The organism is Bizionia sp. M204, assembly GCF_023205095.1.
Classification (GTDB): Bacteria; Bacteroidota; Bacteroidia; order Flavobacteriales; family Flavobacteriaceae; genus Algorimicrobium; species Algorimicrobium hallyeonense.
The window spans coordinates 3,198,585-3,219,804 of record NZ_CP046242.1 but is presented as its reverse complement, the minus strand read 5'-3'; the positions used below and the strand labels follow the sequence as shown (position 1 = coordinate 3,219,804).

14 protein-coding genes are annotated in these 21,220 nt (G+C 34.6%); 10 read left to right on the top strand and 4 right to left on the bottom strand.

Going from position 1 to position 21,220, the window contains the following annotated elements; translation table 11 throughout:
* Positions 1 to 7 precede the first annotated feature (7 nt).
* The 4 genes from GMA17_RS14750 to GMA17_RS14735 all read left to right on the top strand — a co-directional run bounded on the left by GMA17_RS14750 (position 8) and on the right by GMA17_RS14735 (position 5,766).
* Positions 8 to 1,966: a PKD domain-containing protein gene (locus GMA17_RS14750; protein WP_248397508.1), complete on the top strand. Its 1,959-nt coding sequence runs from the start codon at positions 8 to 10 to the stop codon at positions 1,964 to 1,966.
* Between the two features lie 27 nt (positions 1,967 to 1,993).
* The gene (locus tag GMA17_RS14745; protein WP_248397506.1) at positions 1,994 to 4,636 is read left to right on the top strand and encodes a CHAT domain-containing protein; all 2,643 of its coding nucleotides are present in this window, start codon (positions 1,994 to 1,996) and stop codon (positions 4,634 to 4,636) included.
* On the top strand, positions 4,608 to 5,063 hold the full coding sequence (locus GMA17_RS14740) for a retropepsin-like aspartic protease (RefSeq protein ID WP_248397504.1): 456 nt from the start codon (positions 4,608 to 4,610) through the stop codon (positions 5,061 to 5,063). The genes GMA17_RS14745 and GMA17_RS14740 overlap by 29 nt, the downstream gene beginning before the upstream one ends.
* Before the next feature lie 64 nt (positions 5,064 to 5,127).
* Entirely contained in the window at positions 5,128 to 5,766 is a 639-nt protein-coding gene (locus GMA17_RS14735) for a response regulator transcription factor (protein ID WP_248397502.1), read from the top strand.
* A 640-nt stretch (positions 5,767 to 6,406) separates the two neighbouring features.
* Here the strand turns inward: GMA17_RS14735 and odhB are convergent.
* Together odhB and GMA17_RS14725 are read right to left on the bottom strand one after the other, a co-directional pair.
* Complete coding sequence (gene odhB / locus GMA17_RS14730) at positions 6,407 to 7,687, bottom strand: 2-oxoglutarate dehydrogenase complex dihydrolipoyllysine-residue succinyltransferase (protein WP_248397500.1); 1,281 nt, start codon at positions 7,685 to 7,687, stop codon at positions 6,407 to 6,409.
* A gap of 27 nt (positions 7,688 to 7,714) precedes the next feature.
* On the bottom strand, positions 7,715 to 10,492 hold the full coding sequence (locus GMA17_RS14725; RefSeq protein WP_248397498.1) for a 2-oxoglutarate dehydrogenase E1 component: 2,778 nt from the start codon (positions 10,490 to 10,492) through the stop codon (positions 7,715 to 7,717).
* 113 nt (positions 10,493 to 10,605) lie between these two features.
* Between GMA17_RS14725 and GMA17_RS14720 the strand changes: the two genes are divergently transcribed.
* On the top strand, positions 10,606 to 11,148 hold the full coding sequence (locus tag GMA17_RS14720; protein WP_248397496.1) for an alpha-ketoglutarate decarboxylase: 543 nt from the start codon (positions 10,606 to 10,608) through the stop codon (positions 11,146 to 11,148).
* An 8-nt stretch (positions 11,149 to 11,156) separates the two neighbouring features.
* Here GMA17_RS14720 and GMA17_RS14715 read toward each other — a convergent pair whose 3' ends face one another.
* Positions 11,157 to 11,507: a hypothetical protein gene (locus tag GMA17_RS14715; protein ID WP_248397495.1), complete on the bottom strand. Its 351-nt coding sequence runs from the start codon at positions 11,505 to 11,507 to the stop codon at positions 11,157 to 11,159.
* The gene (locus GMA17_RS14710) at positions 11,507 to 12,481 is read right to left on the bottom strand and encodes a polyprenyl synthetase family protein (protein WP_248397493.1); all 975 of its coding nucleotides are present in this window, start codon (positions 12,479 to 12,481) and stop codon (positions 11,507 to 11,509) included. The genes GMA17_RS14715 and GMA17_RS14710 overlap by 1 nt, the downstream gene beginning before the upstream one ends.
* A 122-nt stretch (positions 12,482 to 12,603) precedes the next feature.
* On the opposite strand from GMA17_RS14710, the gene GMA17_RS14705 reads away from it, so the two are divergent.
* The 5 genes from GMA17_RS14705 (at position 12,604) to aspS (ending at position 21,174) form a co-directional block, all read left to right on the top strand.
* Positions 12,604 to 13,221: a TetR/AcrR family transcriptional regulator gene (locus GMA17_RS14705; protein WP_248397491.1), complete on the top strand. Its 618-nt coding sequence runs from the start codon at positions 12,604 to 12,606 to the stop codon at positions 13,219 to 13,221.
* 8 nt (positions 13,222 to 13,229) lie between these two features.
* The gene (locus GMA17_RS14700; protein WP_248397489.1) at positions 13,230 to 14,573 is read left to right on the top strand and encodes a TolC family protein; all 1,344 of its coding nucleotides are present in this window, start codon (positions 13,230 to 13,232) and stop codon (positions 14,571 to 14,573) included.
* A gap of 22 nt (positions 14,574 to 14,595) precedes the next feature.
* Positions 14,596 to 15,786 (top strand): efflux RND transporter periplasmic adaptor subunit, encoded by a 1,191-nt coding sequence (locus GMA17_RS14695; RefSeq protein WP_248397487.1) that lies wholly within the window; start codon positions 14,596 to 14,598, stop codon positions 15,784 to 15,786.
* 10 nt (positions 15,787 to 15,796) lie between these two features.
* On the top strand, positions 15,797 to 19,276 hold the full coding sequence (locus GMA17_RS14690; protein WP_248397485.1) for an efflux RND transporter permease subunit: 3,480 nt from the start codon (positions 15,797 to 15,799) through the stop codon (positions 19,274 to 19,276).
* A 143-nt stretch (positions 19,277 to 19,419) separates the two neighbouring features.
* On the top strand, positions 19,420 to 21,174 hold the full coding sequence (gene aspS / locus GMA17_RS14685; RefSeq protein WP_248397483.1) for an aspartate--tRNA ligase: 1,755 nt from the start codon (positions 19,420 to 19,422) through the stop codon (positions 21,172 to 21,174).
* The last annotated feature ends 46 nt before the right edge of the window (positions 21,175 to 21,220 follow it).

Here is a 21,220-nt window from a genome sequence, read left to right as displayed (position 1 = left end):
TTTTACTATGAGAACCTGTTTAACACTTTTCGTTTTTAGCTGTTGTTTTCATTGGCTTTCTGCACAAGAGATCCAAGCTCCAGATAGTATTCCGCGTGTAGCAACTATTAAGCATCGTGTAGAGAATAACGCCGTACAATTTACACCAGAAACACCAATTTTAGAACAAATTGCAGGAGCTCCAAAAGCGTTCTATTCTTATTATTGGGAGTTTGATGATGGGACTTACAGCAAAGAAGAAAACCCAAAACACAACTTTAAAAAACCTGGCGATTATGAGGTAAAACTTTGGGCAACCAATCATTATGACACCGGAAAACCACCAAGCACACGACCTAAAAAAATAACAGTTTCCCAAACCAATAACGATTTTCAAGATGAAGCCTCCATGAGTGAGGATTTACTTTTAGAGCGCAATAGAGAACCTATGCCAAATGAAAATATGGTGGTAATTATGCGTTATAAAAACTACCTAAATTATAAGACTAATGGGAAACTCTATTTATTTTATAATGAAAAAGCGTATAAAACCGATAATTTTGAATTATTAGAAACCCGAACCTATCATAATGAAAAGCAACTCATTACTCCTGAATTTGCTTTTACAAATACAGTGGATGATGCCGATCAAACCTTAATGGCTTCAGCAGAAAATGGATTGTTTCACCTCAAAGCCAAACCACAAGATTCTACTATTAAAACCAACTTACCGCTAACTTTGGAAGAAAGCAAATCCTATTATAGAAATTCACAGCAATTGGCGTTTAATGATATGGAACCTAATGAGGAACGCAATGTTTTTTTCACCTTAAGAACACCGCCTGAAATGTTGAAGGATACGAGCGCCATAATTTCTATTCGCGGTGTGTATGTCCCAGACTCTAATTATGACAATCATAAAGTGAAAGACATGGAAATGGAAATTGTAACATCTCATGACCCTAACAAAATGGCGAGTAATGGCACCTTTATGAATTACCGTTTAGTCCGTTTTAAAACCTTAAAGTATAAAATAAAATTTCAGAATAATGGCGAAGGTCCAGCCAGAACCATCCGCTTGGAAACAGATATTCCAGATATGTTAGATAAATCTACCATTGAAGTTACCGATATGTATCCAAAATGTAAAATTTGCCCTAAAAACATAGAAGTACGCTATAGCTGTTTAGATACAACGTTTACAGATACGCAAGCAATCTTTACTTTTAAGAATATATATTTACCTGGTAGCGAACAAAAAAACGTGAAGGCATATGATTCCACCAAAGGCTTCGTAAAATACAATATTAAATTTGCGAAAGATTTTCACAAACAAAAAACCAAGAGTAAAACGGCCATTATTTTTGATAAAAACGATCCAATTATAACTAATTATTCCACCACCAGATTTGTTCCTGGCATTTCCATTGGCGCCAAAGCTGGATATAATTCGTTTTCCGATTTAAAAAACTCTGAAAGTTATTTTGTGGGTGCTACCATTTCTCCATATAAATCGTATCGCTGGTATTGGCAAGTGGAGTTGTTAAACAGTTTTCATAGCTACGATGCCGAAACCCATATTTCCGAACAATTTGTTAGAGAGGCTCAAGGATTTGAATTTTTAGAACGTACTACTACCAACGCAAGTTATCAAAACATAGACTGGGAGATTCCTGTATTAATGCGTTACAACATTAATAATTATATTGGAATTGGTGCTGGTTTACAGGGAATGTTATCTATCAGCGAAAAAGAAACTGAAGCCATTTTAGTAGAACAATTTGAAGGTAGAACAGATGATTTTGTTATTAATAGTTTCTCAACTTCCAACAAGGAATCCAATTCCTTTACCAATTTTAAAGCAGGCTTGTTGTTAGATGTTACGGCGGGATTTGCCCGAATTGGCCCTAGTATTGGCGCACGATATGTTATTAATTTCAAAGACGATTTCAACTATTTACAATTATACGCCATCTGGAAGTTTTAAAAATCATTCAAGAATCTATTAGAATTAATGTTTCAGTATTTGCAAAATTTCAAAAACAAGCAGCCGTTTGCAATTCCAAAATTTTGGATTTTTGCTGTGTTTTTATGGTTTCAAGTTCAGGTACAAGCCCAAAGTTTAGAGGATGCCATTTATTCGGCAACTGAAACATTTATTGCCCATAAAAACCAACAAACTTTTCAAGTTTTAAGTACGAAAGAAACCACTTTCAAAAATCAGATATCTTCAAAAAATGAGGAATTGGCCTATGTATTTCTACTTTGCAATAAAGCCTATTATTTAAACGAAAACAACCAACTACCAGATGCTATTTTAAATTACGAAGCAGCAAGAACACGCTATAATAAAAATCAGCTTTACACCATTTCTGATTATGATATTACAGAGTACTGCTTAAAACCATTGGGTAATTTATATACCAAAACAAACAATTACACCAATGCAGAAAATACCATTAAGCAATATGTTGCTTTGGCAGAAAAAAGCAAAAATAACACACATTATATTTCGGGCATTATTAATCTTTCGGTGTTATACCAAACGCGAGGCATGCATGAATCCGTTTTAAATTTGATTAAAAAAACAGCTAATATTCCTAACATATCAGAAACGCAAAAAAATAAACTGAATACCTTAAAAGCTTCCAGTTCCATAGCTATAACTGGCACTTCCAATTATAATTTGGATAATGATGTGATATTTTCAAATCAAGATGGGCTGTACAATACCAATCGTTTGGCCTATGAATTAGCTTTAAAAAAAGGTGATTATGAGTCGGCTTTAAAACATTTAAATCTTTCCACAATATATCAAAAACGGGATTCGCTTACTTTGAGGGAAATAGCTAAAAACCGTTTAGAAAAAGGGCAATTACACTATTTATTAAACGATTTTGAACAAGCAAATCAGCAATTACAAGTAGCCTTACATACCTTACTCCCAAATTTGGAACGTAAGGCTGTTCCTGCCAGAACAACTTTATACCCAGAAAACACCTTTATAGATATTTTCGATTTGTTAGCTAGACTTCAATCTGATTCAGAAAAAGCGCTTCAGTATTATGATTTAAGTTTTTACGTTTCGCGTTTAATTACTTCAAATGTAACATCTCAAGAATCTAAAATTGCGAATCAATCTGCCAACCGCAAACGCAGTGAGAATTGTTTGGAGTTACTTTATAAAATTTATCAAAAATCATCTGATCCAACCATTTTTGAGCGCGCCTTGCAATATTCAGAAATGCAAAAAGCTTCAGTTTTAAAAGATATGTTTCAGAAGAAAACACTTTTAGAAGAACATCCAACCGATTCATTACTTCTTAAAGAACAAGCCCTTTTACGGGAACAAGAAGAATTAACTACTATCATGATTAAAAAACAATTGGGTTACCAAGCTATTAAAAATGATAGCCTAAACACCCTGCTTTTAGATATTAGTGTCCAACTAAAAAGACTTCAAAAAACAATTGCAGATCGGTATCCACAAATTGAAAATCGGGTTTCCAGTTCGGAGATTCATAAACAATTACAACAGGATGATGCCAACCTCATCCTATATTTTTATGGCCAACGTGCGGTATATCACTTTATCTTTTCCGAAGAAAATACCGCTTTTATTAAAACACCTATAACAGAAACCTATACGAATAGCATAACAAGCTTTATTCATTTATTTGATGACCCTTCTTTTATTAACAATAATATTAAGGCATTTACCAACCAAGCACACGCCTTATACAAGCAGCTTAATTTAAGTGAAATATCACCTTCTAAAAACCTCATCATTATTCCAGATGGCATCCTCAATTTTATCCCTTTTGAAGCTTTACTAACAGAGCAAATGGAAACGAATAGTTTTAAGGATATGCCATTTATTGTAACGCAACAAGCGGTTGTTTATAATTCTAGTTTGGCATTTTATCTACAACCAAAAAAAACTTCTAAAAACACGAGTTTATTGGGCATTTTTCCGGTTTTTGAAAACACAAATCAACCGCTCACGTATTCCATCCAGGAAGCGGAAGCCATAAAAAAGGAAACGCATGCTTCGCTTTATATGCATACACAAGCTACTAAACAGCGTTTTATGGATGATGCGTCAAAATTTAGTATTTTACATTTATCGACACATGCTACTGGTGGCGATTTTAGCAATCCAGCAAGTTTAGCTTTTTCTGATGAGCCTATGCTACTAAATGAATTGTACAGTTTAAATATACGTCCAGATTTAGTGGTTTTAAGCGCTTGTGAAACAGGAATTGGCAAACTTCAAAAGGGTGAAGGCGCCATGAGTATTGCCAGAGGTTTTCAATATGCAGGAGCTAAAAATGTGTTGTATTCATTATGGCAAATTAACGATGCTTCCACAGCTAGATTAATGTCATTTTTTTACAAATCACTTCAAGAAACAAACTCTGTCTTTACCGCTAATAGGCAATCCAAATTAATGTATTTACATGATGATTCAATTAGTAACATTAAAAAATCGCCTTATTATTGGAGTGCCTTTGTATATTACGGTAACGTTGTAGCACCAACAGTAAAAGACCAAACAGTTTATTACATCCTTGGCATTTTAGCGTTTTTAATTATTGTATTTTTGGTAATCAGAAAAGGAAAAACGAATGAGCGAAAAACCAGAAACCAGTCTTAAAGACTTTCTTTTAGAAAAAGGCTACACCAAAATAAAATTAAAGTTAACCAAAACCAATCACTTTGAAATCAAATCGACTATCAACGGTATAAAAGGTAATTTTATATTAGATACTGGCGCTTCTAGTTCTTGTGTGGGTTTTGAAGCTATTGAAACCTTTAAGCTAAAGGTTATTGATTCTGAAGTCAAGGCTGCAGGAGCTGGTGCCATAGATATGTTGACGCAGATTTCGAAAAAAAATCAAATTAAAATTGGCCAATGGAAACAAGATAAGGTTCCGCTAATATTGTTTAATCTAACCCATGTAAACACGGCATTAATCAATCATAATGCGCAACCAGTGGATGGTATTATAGGTGCTGATATTTTAAAGAAAGGAAAAGGCATAATTGATTATGAAAAGAAATATTTATATTTAAAACTGTAAGATAAAACTTCAACATCTTAAATTTACTTATCTTTATCCTAAAGACCTATTAACTAACCACCACATGCAATCTTCAATTATTATAGCGGACGATCACCCACTCATGTTACGTGGGCTTCATGATTTTTTGAAGTCCAAGGGGTATAATATTTTGGGTAGTGGGAAGGATGGTAAAGAAGCCTATAATTTAATTGTTAAACACAAACCAAACATTGCTATTCTAGATATCAGGATGCCTTTTTTAACGGGGCTGGAGGTAGCGGAAGAGTGTTTAAAAAATGGGATTAAGACTAAAATTATTTTAATAACCTTTGATAAAGGTGAAGAGTTGTATGATAAAGCTCAAGAATTAAAAATTTTTGGATATATTTTAAAAGAATTTGCCATTGAAGAAATTGAGCTTTGTATTGAAAGCGTAACCAATAACAAACCCTATTTTAGTGCAGAAATTGCTCAATATTTGAATTCACAAACTAACACCCAACGACCGCATTCCTTAAGCGAATTAACAAAAACAGAGATTAAGGTGTTATCGTTAATAGCTCAAAACAAAACGGCTAATGAAATTGGCAATGCCCTATCTGTATCTGGTAGAACTATAGAAAAACACAAGAGTAATATTATTAAAAAACTAAACCTGGAATCCAAGCACAATAGTCTTTCTCTATTTGCTAAAGAAAACGAACAGTTTTTAGAGTCCTAATAAAAATACGTAGAACTACGTATTTCACAACACAGAAGGATGGCGTATATTTACAGTGCTATTAATCGGAGACCTTGTTTTACAGTAACAGGTTGAATATCAAAAGGCTTTAAAGGTTTTACCTTTAAGGTCTTTTTTTTGCGCTATAAATGAAAAACAGCAAAAATACGTAGAACTACGTATTTTTTATATGGTTTATGTAACATACCTTTACCATGCTATTAGTTAGTTATTTGAGGGGATTTAATAGAGGGCTTTTAATCATCTGATTAAAAGCCCTTTTTTTTGGATTCTAATGTAAAAATCAAAAAATACGTAGTTCTACGTATTTCTTAAATGATTCTTTAGTCTTACCTTTATCATGCTATTAATCAAAGATGTGGAGTTTTCTATTTTTAGATTATTTCTTCTTTAAAAACAAATAAAATGGAACATTCCAATCTACCAAACAACCTTGAAATCATGCAAAATTCAAACATGAGTAAATTTTTCGTTTTCGGGATTATCGTACTAGTCGTTATTGTTATATCGCTAAATATTCTTGTTTGCTTTTTTTAGTAAGTTAGTTATTATGTATTCAAGAAAAAAGCGCTACTTCTTTTAGAAGTAGCGCTTTCGTATTATATAGAATTGTATTTTATTAAAGCTCTAAAGCTTTCATAACATTATTATCCATTAATAATTCTGTTGGATTTTCTAATGCTTCTTTTACTGCTACTAGGAAACCTACAGATTCCTTACCATCAATAATTCTATGATCGTAAGATAAGGCTACAAACATTATTGGACGTATTTCAACCTTACCATCAATAGCTACAGGTCTTTCAACAATGTTGTGCATTCCTAAAATTCCACTTTGAGGTGGGTTGATAATTGGTGTTGAAAGCATACTTCCAAAAACACCACCATTAGATATGGTAAACGTTCCACCTGTCATTTCATCTACCGTAATTTTCCCATCTCGTGCGCGAAGAGCCAAGCGTTTCACCTCATTTTCAACACCTCTAAAGGTTAAATTTTCGGTATTTCTAATTACAGGAACCATTAATCCTTTTGGACCAGAAACAGCTATAGATATATCAACGAAATCATAAGTAATCATTTCGTTTCCATCGATCATAGAGTTTACATCTGGATACATTTTCAAAGCTCTAACAACAGCTAAAGTAAAGAAAGACATAAAGCCTAACCCTACACCATGCTTGTTTTTAAAAGCTTCTTTGTATTCATTTCGCAATGCAAAAATTGGCGACATATCTACTTCGTTAAACGTAGTAAGCATAGCCGTTGTATTTTTAGCTTCCACTAAACGTTCTGCTACTTTACGTCTTAACATAGACATTCTACTTCTAGTGCTTGATCGGTTTCCACCTGTTGGTGTTCCCATAGAAGGCACTGCTTTTACAGCATCATCTTTAGTAACGCGACCGTCTTTTCCAGTCCCTGAAATTTCTGAAGCATCCATATCTTTTTCAGCTAGAATCTTTTTAGCTGCAGGACTAGCAACACCAGATGCGTATGATTTATTAGCAGGATTTGATGCTTTATCATGATTAGATTTCTTCTTATCTGAATCCAAATCTTTAACTAATTCTTCGGTTTCTTTTTTTGTAGCGCCACCTTCATCGCCACCACCTTTATAGGATTCTGGCGCATCCTTTTCTGATCCGCCTCCTGGCTTTTCAGCTGACGTATCAATTAAACACACAACCGCTCCAACTTCTACAGCGTCACCTTCTTCTGCTTTAAGTGTTATGGTTCCACTAGCTTCGGCAGGCAATTCTAAAGTTGCTTTGTCACTATCTACTTCTGCAATAGCTTGGTCTTTTTCTACGTAATCACCATCCGCAACTAACCATGTTGCAATTTCTACTTCTGTAATAGATTCTCCTGGCGAAGGAACTTTCATTTCTAAAATCATCGTGATACTGTTTTAGTTTTTAATATTTTAATGTTGGTTGTTTTTCGTTTTGTCAAACACGAAGTCTATAACTTCTTTATGACGTTTTTTAGAACGTACAGAACTACCAGCTGCTGGTGCTCCATAAGGTCTACGCGATACCGCTCTAAATGTTTTGGTTTCGTCTAAATGCATTAACATGTGGCTATATGCGCCCATGTTTCTTGGTTCTTCTTGAGCCCAAACAATTTCTTCGGCATTTTTATATTTCTTCATTATCCCTCTAATAGCTTCTGTTGGCAATGGGAATAATTGTTCTATTCTTACCAAAGCTACATCTTTACGATTTAAGTTTTCGCGCTCTTCCTGTAAATCATAATAGAACTTACCAGTAACAAATACTAATGATTTTACATCAGTAGTTTTAATTTCCTGATCGTCTATTACTTCTTGGAAACTTCCATTTGCAAATTCGTCAACGGTTGAAACCACTTTAGGGTTACGCAACAAACTTTTTGGTGTAAATATAATTAAAGGTTTGCGGTATTCAGCTTTTACTTGTCTGCGTAATATATGAAACATATTGGCTGGCGTTGTACAGTCGGCCACAAACATATTATCCTTGGCACACAGTTGCAAATAACGCTCCATACGTCCGGAAGAATGTTCTGCTCCTTGCCCTTCATAACCATGCGGTAAAAGCATAACTAATCCGTTTTGAAGTTTCCATTTATCTTCGGCTGCAGAGATGTATTGATCCAACATAATTTGTGCACCATTACTAAAATCGCCAAACTGGGCTTCCCAAATAGTTAAAGTTCTAGGGCTTGCCATGGCATAACCATAATCAAAACCTACAACACCATATTCTGATAGCAATGAGTTATAAATATAGAATTTACCTTGATCATCACTTAATTGATTGTGAAGGATAATTTCTTCCTCACTATCCTCTACTTTTACAACGGCATGTCTGTGAGAAAACGTTCCACGCTCCACATCTTGACCAGAAATTCTAACATCGTTACCATCTAATAATAAGGTTCCATAAGCTAAATGTTCTGCCATAGCCCAATCTAGTTTGTTTTCATCAAACATGGTTTGTCTAGACTGTATTAAGCGTTCAATTTTACGAATGAATTTTTTATCCTTTGGAAGATTTGAAATAACTTTGGTTACTTTTTCTAGATCGGCTTTGCTACAAGTTGTATCAACCGGTTCCATCATTTTATTTTCGTCCGCAGTTGTGTAATCTTCCCATTCGTTTTGCATGAATGGTGTGATTTCCGTTTTATCTTCTTTTCTAGAATCTTCTAAATTTTCTTCTAGTTTATTTTTATAGTCTTCTTCCAGTTTTTTAACATAATCCTCATCAATAATTCCTTCAGAAATAAGCTTTTCAGCATAAATATCTCTTGGGTTATGATGTTTTGCAATAGCTTTATACAATTTTGGTTGTGTAAAACGTGGCTCATCCCCTTCATTATGACCATATTTTCTATAGCCTAATAAATCGATAAATACATCACGTTTAAATTTCATTCTGAAATGCAATGCGAATAACATGGCGTGAACAACAGCTTCCACATCGTCTGCATTAACATGTAATACAGGAGATAGTGTTACTTTGGCAATATCTGTACAATATGTACTAGATCGTGCATCCAAATAATTGGTAGTAAAACCGATCTGATTATTAACAACTATGTGAATGGTTCCACTCGTTTTATAACCATCTAATTGCGACATTTGAACAATTTCATACACCAAGCCTTGACCTGCAATAGCAGCATCACCATGAACAACTATTGGTAATACTTGCGATGGATTATCGGCATATTTATCATCTTGTTTAGCTCTAACTATACCTTCAACTACGGCGCCTACGGTTTCTAAATGCGACGGGTTTGGGGCAATATTTAAATTAATTTTATTGCCGTTATTGGTTTCTCTATCACTGGTCCAACCTAAATGATATTTCACATCACCATCAAAAACCTCCTGCTCATAATCTTTACCGTCAAATTCACTAAAGATATCTTTAGCCGATTTTCCGAAAATATTTGTCAATGTACTTAAACGGCCACGGTGTGCCATTCCCATTACAAATTCTTTCACATCATAATCCGAAGCACTTTCAATTAAGGCGTCTAATGCTGGGATTAAAGACTCACCTCCTTCTAAAGAGAATCGTTTTTGTCCTACATATTTGGTATGTAAAAAGGTTTCAAAGGAAACGGCCTCGTTTAATTTTTTAAGAATATGTTTCTTCTGATCTGCATCAAAATTTGGCAGATTGTCATTAATACTCAATTTTTCCTGAAACCATTTAATTTCTTCAGGTTTTCTGATATACATATATTCTACTCCTATTGAGTGACAATATATATTATCTAAATGCTTAATAATGGCGCGCAATGTTTTTACGCCAGAACCTATGGTGTCTCCTGCATTAAAGGTGGTATCCAAATCGGATTCTGATAGTCCGAAATTTTCAATAGCCAAAGTAGGCGAATACGTACGTCTGTCACGAACAGGGTTTGTTTTTGTAAACAAATGTCCACGATTACGATACCCATCAATTAATTGTAATACCTGAAATTCTTTGGTGACACTAATAGAAACATGTTCGCAGGAAACATCCGTTCCCATAACTTGCTCTGTTTCCACCTTGTCTGTTATGCCATAGCTTTCACTACCAAAGTCGTAACCTTGAAAAAAGGCTCTCCAACTTGGCTCGACAGAATCTGGGTTTTGTAAATATTGGTCGTATAAATCAGCAAAGTATGCTGAATGTGCTGCGTTTAAAAAAGAATATTTATCCATAAATGAATTAAAACTGAATCGTTCAGACTAAATTTATACAAAAGTACAACTTTTACTAAAATTAGATATGGTTTTCTTACATTTATAACATGTAATTAACTAAAATTTTGAAAATGAAACAGGATTCTTTATTTCGTAAATTAAATAGTATCTTCATAGGTTTTTTCTGCCTCATTACTTTGAGTGTTACCGCACAAAATAATTCAAATGATTTTTGGAGTCATGTGCGTTTTGGTGGCGCCGTTGGATTAAGTTTTTCTGGTGATTACTTCAGCGGGACGTTGGCACCAAGTGCTATTTATCGTTTTAACCCGCAATTTGCCATGGGTGTTTCACTAAACGGAACCTATTCTTCTAGAAAGGACTATTACAAATCTACTATTTTAGGTGGAAGTGTTCTTGGACTTTTTAACCCTATTCCACAATTGCAGCTTTCAGCTGAATTTGAAGAATTAAATGTGAGTCGGAATTGGGAAAATAGACTTCTAATTGCAGACGAGAACTATTGGTATCCAGCATTGTTTTTAGGCGCTGGTTACACCATAAGTAGTGGGCGCGTGTCTACAGCTATTGGAATTCGTTATGATGTGCTGTATGATAGAGATAAGAGTATTTATGGAAGTTCTTGGATGCCGTTCTTTAGAATTTATTTTTAAAAATAAATTTATGAATACCTATTCTTAAACCAAACCTTTTGCCACTCGCGCTGTAACACTAAAAAAGCCACCTGTTCTGCCATAATAATGGTATCTGAACCGTCCAACTCGCGAACTTTGGTTTCAGAAACATCAATAATGTAGAGCAGATTTAAATAATCCATGAACTTTTCTTGGATTAATTTATAAACCATTTCATGCAACATGAATTTTAAACTAGTTGGGAGTATTTCCAGATCCAATTCCAAATCCACATTTGCCAAAGCTAAATCCTTATTCAATTGCTGAATTAACTTCTGATAGAGTTCGGAGTGATTGGCTTCATCAATTAAATCGGTAAAAGTTGTAGGTAATTGCATTATACATTCCTGTTCATTAACTGCTGACCAAACGTTTTTAATAACATCTTTTTTTCTTCAGAAATTTGTAGCTGCTCTAAAATACCAAAAGCTTTATTGGTATATTCCTCTATAACCTGCTTGGTTGCTAAACTAGAGCCAGAGGTGTTAAAAATATCTTTAATGGTTTCTATTTTATTGGTCTGGTCGGTAGGTTTTAAACTGAATAAATGTAAAAGCTGCTGCTTATCATCATCACTAGAAAACTCCAAGGCTTTTAAATATAAATAAGTTTTTTTGTTTTCAATAATATCACCACCAACTTGTTTTCCAAATGTTTCGGGATTGCCAAATGCATCTAAATAATCATCTTGTAGTTGAAAGGCAATTCCTAAATTTAAACCAAACTCATACATATTGCGTTTATCTTGTTCCCGAACCTGCGCAACAATTGCACCCATTTCCATAGCAGCACCAACCAAAACGGCTGTTTTGTATTCAATCATTTTTAAATATTCAGGAATAGACACATCGTCACGAGTTTCAAAATCTACATCATACTGCTGACCTTCACAAACCTGTAAAGCTGTTTTGCTAAATAATTTAGCAAGTGCTTGAAACGTTTCGGGATCATAGTTTTCAAACAACTGATACGCCATAATTAGCATGGCATCACCGGATAAAATCCCCGTGTTTAAATCCCATTTCTCATGAACGGTTTCTTGACCCCTTCGCAGAGGTGCATCATCCATAATATCATCATGAACCAATGAAAAATTATGAAAAACTTCAATACTTAAAGCCGCATTTAACGCTTTGGTATAGTGACAATCAAAAATCTCTGCAGTCATTAAAGTTAAAACAGGACGCAAGCGTTTTCCACCTAATTGTAATATATAATTAATTGGATCGTATAACGATTTTGGTTCTTTTTCTTGAATATACGCATCCAAGTAATCCACAAATGCTTGCTGATAATAAGGTGTGTTTTGCATAAAGCAAAAATAAGGCAATTCATTTAATTATTACAACACCTTTCTCCAATATTAAGAAAAGGTTAATACTATGGAAACTTTTTTGGTTTTTAAAGTTTCCTTTGATATATTTGCACCTTATTATGAAAGATAAAATTCTTAAAAGTTCGGCTGATTTGTTTTTAAACTTCGGGTTTAAAAGCGTGACTATGGACGATATTGCCAATGAAATTGGTGTATCGAAAAAAACCATATACCTACACTATGCAACGAAAACGAAATTAGTTCAGGCAACAACCTTATATATGTTTGAATTTATTTCGCAAGGTATTGATTGTATTTGTGCTTTAAATCAAAATCCTATTGATGAAATTTTTGAAATCAAGAAATTCACCATGACCCATTTAAAAGATGAAAAATCATCACCACAATACCAACTTAAAAAATATTATCCGAAAATTTTCGAATCACTAAAAAACGATCAATTTCACATCATGCAAGATTGTGTAAAAAACAATTTAATTCGTGGTGTATCAGAAGGACTATATCGTGAATCCATTGATGTTGAATTTGTATCCCGACTCTACTTTAATACCATGATGAGCTTAAAGGATGTTGATATATTTCCAACCAATGATTTCCCCATGAAACAGTTAATGGATAATTATTTAGAATATCATATTCGCGGGATTAGCACCAAAAAAGGAATTGACAAATTAGACACCATATTAAGTGACAGCTCAAAAATAAAAATAGACTAAAACAAACAATGAAACATAAATCACTATTAATAGTCAGCCTATTATTTTCCACTTGGTTAATAGCTCAAGAAACGCCAAGTACATTAACCTTACAAGAAGCGATAGATTATGCCTTAATAAATAACCGATCCATTAAAAATGCTGTTAGAGATATTGAAGCTGCCGAAAAACAAAAATGGGAAACCACAGCTACAGGTTTGCCACAAATAAATGGCGCTGTAGATTACCAAAATTGGATAAAACAACAAGTTTCCTTACTTCCAGCAGAACTTGCAGGTGGTACGCCAGGCACATTTGTACCTGTTGAATTTAGTCCAAAGCAAAGCATAAACGCTACGGCTACTTTAAGTCAGCTACTTTTTGACGGCTCGTATTTGGTTGGGTTACAGTCTGCAAAAGTGTTTCTAGAAATTTCAGAGAATGCTAAAATCAAAACCGATTTAGAAGTAAGAAATGCCGTAATCAACGCGTATGGAAACGTGCTTTTAGCCGAAGAAAACTTGAACATTGTCAATAAAAACATTGAGGTGCTTGAAAAAAATCTTTTTGAAACTACCAAAATATATCAAAATGGTTTAGCGGAAGAAGAAAGCGTGGAGCAATTGCAAATTACTTTAACGGGTTTAAAAAACTATTTAAATAATGTCAAGCGTTCTAAAGATATAGCCTATCAATTATTTAATATTACGTTGGGAATTGATTTAAACACGCCCATTTCTCTAATAGATAGTTTAGAAACTCTCACGCTCCAAAACATATCATTAGAGCTCTTGGAGGCAGATGAAAATATTGAAAACAGTATTGATTACCAAATTGCAAAAAACCAAGAGGAATCTCAAGAATTACTTTTAAAACTTGAGAAAAGCAGCTTTCTACCAACCTTAAGCGCATTTATAAACGGTGGATATAGTGGTTATGGTGAAAAATTTAATTTTGCTAACAATAATCAAGAATGGTATGGGTCTTCTCTTTTTGGTGTAAATATGTCCATTCCCATATTTAGTTCTGGTATGCGGAGTGCCGCAACCCAGCGCGCTCAAATAAATTTAGAAATAGCTCAAGAGGAACTAACAGAAACCGAACAGCAGTTAAAATTTCAAATATCAGCTGCAAAAAGTGACTACCAGTTTGCCATTGAAGAATATCAAAACAAGCAACAGAATTTAAATTTAGCAGAACGCATTGAAGAAAAGAACCAAACTAAATTTTTTGAAGGTATTGCGTCCAGTTTTGATTTAAGGCAAGCACAAACACAACTGTATACGGCTCAACAAGAATATTTGCAGTCTATGTTTAATGTTATTACCAAAAAATCTGAACTAGAAACCGTACTAAACACACTAAATTATTAAGCCAATCCATCACAATAAAATCATGAAAAATATAAAAATCCTAATTATTCTTGCCCTTATCATATCGTCTTGTGGCAGTAAAAATGAAAAATCGCTTGATGCTGTTTTAGCATCAAACAATTTATCTGAATTAAAAGAAAGACGTTCGCAAATTGATACCAAGCAACAAGAGCTTAATGACCAGATGGCCTTATTAAATGAAAAAATAGCAAAACTAGATACTATTAAAAAAGTACCTTTAATAACTACTTTTAAGGCAAAAGAGGAGGTTTTCAAGCACCAATTAGAAATACAAGGTAATGTTACCACTAAAGATTTATTAGTTGTAACGCCAGAATACAATGGTATTTTAACCAAGGTTTATGTAAAGGAAGGTCAGCAGGTAAAAAAAGGACAAATTCTTGCTAAAATTGATGATGGTGGTTTAAGTCAGCAACTAGCACAATTAGAAATTCAAGCAAATTTAGCCAAAACAACCTTTGAACGTCAAAAGCGTTTGTGGGATCAGAATATTGGCAGTGAAATCCAATATTTACAGGCTAAATCTTCTTCAGAATCGCAAGCAGAAGCAGTGAATCAACTAAAACAACAAATTTCAAAAACCACGGTTACTGCACCTTTTTCTGGTACCATAGACGATATCATTACCGAACAAGGAAGTGTGGTTATGGCAGGACAAAGTCAACTAATGCGTATTGTAAATCTAGATAATATGTATATAGAAACGGATATTCCTGAAAGCTATATTGGTAGTGTAACAAAAGGCAAAGATGTTACGGTTGAATTTCCAATTTTAGGAGAAACCATTGAGACTAAAGTGCGTCAAGCTGGCGATTATATTAATCCTGCGAACCGAACCTTTAAAGTAGAAGTGAGTGTGCCAAATAAGGACAATAATATTAAACCAAACTTAACAGCGCGTCTTAAAATTAACGATTATACAAGTGAAAAGGCCTTACTAATTCCACAAAGTATTATTTCTGAAAATGCAGATGGCGAACAGTACATTTATATTCTTTCTAACAAAAACAATAATGGTGAAGGAGACGTTAAACGCGTTATTATAAAAACAGGAAAAACACAAGGAGACGTTATTGAGGTTTTAGAAGGCATAGAAGATGGTGCTGAAATTGTTCAAGAAGGCGCTAGAAGTGTTAAAGATGGTCAAACCGTTAGAGTTGTAGATATGCAAACTGAAAGCACTAACAACTAAAAAGAAACTAATGACTAAAAAGAAAAAACAAGTCGATAAAGAATTTGGTTTATCATCATGGGCAATCAACAACAAGACCACCATGTATGTCCTAATTCTAGTGATGTTTTATTTAGGTGTTGCTGCATTTTTTGAAATGCCTCGTGAAAATTTTCCTGAAGTAAACGAAACTAAAATATATGTTAGCTCAATATACCCTGGAAATACTGCAGAAGATATTGAAAAACTTATTACAGACCCACTTGAGGACGAACTAAAAACCGTTAGTAATGTGGTGGAAATAACCTCAACATCACAAGAAGATTTCTCCATGATTATTGTGGAATTTGATGAAAATCTTACCGTTGAGCAAGCCAAACAAAAGGTAAAGGATGAAATAGACACCAAAACGGCAGGCGAAGATTGGCCAATGTCCAATGGTGCCAAGGTAAAACCTGATGTGTTTGAATTAAGCCTTTCTGAAGAAATGCCCATTTTAAACATTAATATTTCGGGCGATTATCCTATTGAAAAACTTAAAGAATATGGCGAAGTACTTCAAGATGAGATAGAAGATTTATTAGAAATCAAGAAAGTGGATATTCGTGGTGCTCAAGATAAAGAAGTTGAAGTTGCCGTAGATATTTATAAAATGATGGCTGCCGATGTTACTTTTAACGATATTATAGGCGCTATTAATAACGGAAACGTAACCATGTCTGCTGGAAACTTAATAGCCAGTGGTCAGCGTAGAACCATTCGTATCCTTGGTGAAATAGAAACACCAAGTGAGTTAGAAAACTTTGTAGTAAAAGCAGAAAAAGGTAAAGCCACGTATTTAAAAGATGTAGCAACAGTAACATTTCACGAAGAAGATAAAACAACATATGCGCGTGAGTTTGGTGAACCTGTTGTTATGCTAGACGTTAAAAAACGTGCTGGAAAAAACATGGTTGATGCTGCGGAACAAATTAGAGTTATTGTTCAAAATGCCATTGACAATAAGTTTCCACAGGATTTGAAGGTGAGCATCGCTAATGATCAATCGCCAGTAACTATTGGTCAAGTAGACGACTTGGTAAACAACATTATTTTTGGTGTGATTCTAGTCGTTCTGGTTTTAATGTTCTTTTTAGGGTTTAAGAACGCCATATTTGTTGGGTTTGCCATACCTATGTCTATGTTTATATCTCTTATGATATTGAACCTTTTAGGCCAAAGTTTAAATACCATGGTTCTTTTCGGATTAATTATGGGTCTTGGGATGTTGGTAGATAATGGAATTGTGGTAGTAGAAAACGTGTATCGTTTAATGGACGAGGAAGGCATGAGCCGTATTGAAGCGGCTAAAAAAGGTATTGGCGAAATTGCCTTTCCTATTATTATTTCAACAGCCACAACGGTTGCCGCATTTATACCTTTAGGTTTATGGCCAGGCATTATGGGACAGTTTATGATGATATTGCCCATAACACTTTCCGTAGTTCTAGGTTCATCCTTATTTGTTGCTATTTTCTTTAATTCGGTTTTAGTCTCGCAGTTTATGAGTACCGAAGATAAGGATATGGAACTTAAAAAAATTATCCGTAACACGTCTATAATAGCAGGTTTCGGTATTTTGATACTTATTTTTGGTGGCGAATATCGCGGTTTAGGAACACTAATGATTTTCACCGCTATAATGCAGTGGGCTTATAGATTATTCCTTCGTAAGTGGGCCAATAACTTTCAAACTAAAACCTTGGTACGTTTAGAGCGTTGGTATGAAAATCAGTTGCGCTGGGCTTTATCTGGATGGCGTTTATACGGTTTAACCATTGGAACTTTTGTGCTTTTAGTTTTTTCTTTTGTGGCTTTCGGGATATCATTATCTACACAACGAACCAAAGTAGAATTTTTTCCAGACAATAAGCCAAATCAAATTATTGTTTATATAGAATATCCACAAGGAACAGCTATTGAAAAAACAAACGCCATAACCAAAGAAATTGAAAAGCGCGTTTACACCGTAGTTAATGATGAACAATACCGTGATGGTGATTATAACTACATGGTAGAAAGTGCGGTTTCACAAGTTGGTGAAGGTGCAGGAAATCCACAAACAGATAGTGGGTCATCGGCTGAAATGCCACACAAAGCAAAAATTACAGCATCCATGCGCGAGTATAAATATCGCCAAGGTGAAGATAGTGAGTTGCTGCGTCAAAAAGTTCAAGAAGCATTAGTTGGTATTTATCCTGGTGTTCTTATTTCTGTTGAAAAAGATGCCAATGGACCACCAGCTGGATCTCCAATTAATATTGAAATTGAAGGCGATGACTATGACGAGCTGATTAATACCGCTGAAAGCATGCGCGAATTCATTAATACTAAAAATATTTCGGGTATTGACGAATTGAAAATTGATGTGAATAAAGATAAGCCATCCATGCGTGTTATTATTGACAGAGAAAAAGCAGGAGAATTAGGTATTAGTGCCGCTCAAGTTGGCCAACAATTACGTAATTCTATTTTCGGAACCAAAGCAGGTATTTATAAAGAGGATGGCGATGATTTTGATATTTACGTGCGTTTTAATGAAGAAAACCGCTACAATACCAGTGCTTTATTTAACCAAAACATCACGTTTAGAGATAACACCGGGCAATTAAAAAGTATTCCTGTATCTGCGGTTACTAAACATGAAAACAACTCTAGTTTTAGCGCTATAAAACATAAGGCTACTAAACGTGTGGTTACCGTTTATTCAGCCTTGTCCCCAGGCTATACCGATGCGGGCGCCATTGTTAAGCAAATTCAGAATGAAATGAAGGGTTACAAAAATCTTCCAGCAGACATTCACATAGATTATACCGGTCAAATTGAAGAGCAAAATAAACAAATGGCATTTTTAATGGGTGCATTTGGTACAGGTTTAGGGTTGATTTTCTTTATTTTAATATTTCAATTCAACTCCATTTCTAAACCAACCATTATTATGCTCGCCATATTTTTAAGCCTGATTGGTGTATTTGGTGGTATTGTAATGACGGGAAGTGCTTTCGTTATTATGATGACCATGGTTGGTATTATTTCTTTAGCTGGAATCGTTGTAAATAACGGTGTGGTATTGCTCGATTATGCGCAATTATTAATTGACAGAAAGAAACACGAATTAGATTTAGAGGACCATGAGTATTTGAGTAAAGAAGATTTATTCGAAAGTATTGTAAGAGCGGGTAAAGCACGTTTACGTCCAGTTTTACTAACGGCTATTACAACTATTTTAGGATTAATTCCATTAGCAATTGGGTTAAATATCAATTTTTTCACGTTATTTAGTGAATTAGACCCAAATATTTACATGGGTGGAGATAATGTGGTATTTTGGGGTCCATTAGCATGGACGGTAATTTACGGCTTGCTAGTTGCAACATTTTTAACCTTGATTGTGGTTCCAATTTTATTCTTTTTATCCATGCAATTAAAAATGTGGTATCGGAAGAAAACAACAAAAACAGAAAATATTTAAGGCCAATTCTTGTACCCTCAAATAAAAGATTGGCTAATAGCGGGAAGCCTCAACAAATGTTGAGGCTTTTTTTATTTGATAATCGGTTAACTTGCTTAAATTTGCATCCGCATATACCTGCTAGGTATAAAAACAACAAATTTATGTATAGAAGTCATACCTGTGGTGAATTACGAGCATCACATACCAATACCGAAGTAACCCTTTCTGGTTGGGTTCAAAAATCACGCGATAAAGGTTTTATTGTTTGGGTCGATTTACGCGACCGCTATGGTATTACCCAACTCGTTTTTGATGAAGAACGCACACCAAAAGCCATGATGGAAAAAGCACAGAAATTAGGGCGTGAATTTGTTATTCAAGTTACAGGAACCGTTATTGAGCGCGCTTCTAAAAATGCCAATATCCCAACAGGTGATATTGAAATATTGGTGTCTAAAATGGATATCTTAAATGAATCCTTGTTACCTCCTTTTACAATTGAAGATAAAACGGATGGTGGCGAAGATATTCGTATGAAATATCGCTATTTAGATATTCGTCGTAATCCCGTTAAAAACAACCTGATTTTTCGTCATAAAGTGACACAAGAGGTTAGGAACTACTTATCAAAAGAAGGTTTTATAGAAGTGGAAACACCGTACTTAATCAAATCAACGCCAGAAGGTGCTCGTGACTTTGTGGTGCCTTCTAGGATGAATGAAGGGCAATTTTATGCACTTCCGCAAAGCCCACAAACCTTTAAGCAATTGTTGATGGTTGGAGGTATGGATAAATACTTTCAGATTGTAAAATGTTTCCGAGATGAAGATTTACGAGCTGACAGACAACCCGAATTTACACAAATTGACTGCGAAATGGCTTTCGTAGAACAAGAAGATATTTTAAATGCTTTTGAAGGTTTAACCAGACACCTTTTAAAAGAAGTGAATGGTGTTGAAATTTCAGAATTCCCACGCATGCTTTATGATGATGCCATGCGTTTATATGGAAATGACAAACCAGATATTCGTTTCGGAATGGAATTTGGCGAGTTAAATGATGTTGCTCAACATAAAGACTTTGGTGTTTTTAATGATGCCGAATTAGTAATTGGTATTGCTGTTCCTGGTGGAAATAGTTATACGAGAAAAGAAATTGACAAACTGATTGATTGGGTTAAACGCCCGCAAATTGGCGCTTTAGGCATGATATATAGTCGTTGTAATGATGATGGCACGTATAAATCATCGGTAGATAAATTTTTTGACCAAGACGATTTAGCTAAATGGGCAGAAAAAACAGGAGCTAAACCTGGGGATTTAGTCTGTGTACTTTCTGGACCTACAAATAAAGTGCGTGCACAATTAAGCGCACTACGTATGGAATTAGCAGAGCGTTTAGATTTGCGTAAACCAAATGAATTTGCACCACTTTGGGTTATGGATTTTCCACTTTTGGAATGGGATGACGAAACGGAGCGTTACCATGCCATGCACCATCCGTTTACATCACCAAAACCTGGACAGTTAGAACTATTAGAAACCAATCCTGGCGAAGTAAAAGCCAATGCTTATGATTTGGTATTAAACGGAAACGAAATTGGAGGTGGCTCTATACGTATTCACGATAAAAAAATCCAAGCCTTAATGTTCGATTATTTAGGTTTTACAAAAGAAGAAGCTAAAGCCCAATTCGGCTTTTTAATGGATGCCTTTCAATATGGTGCACCTCCACATGGTGGTTTGGCATTTGGATTGGATAGATTGGTTGCTATTTTGGGTGGTCAAGAAACCATTCGTGATTTCATTGCATTCCCGAAAAACAATTCAGGACGTGATGTCATGATTGATGCGCCTGCGCCACTAGACAATAAACAACTAGAAGAATTGAGTTTAAAGCTGAACTTAAAATCTTAAAATTTATAATTTGTCCCGATAGCCTATCGGGACAATTTTTTTAGTA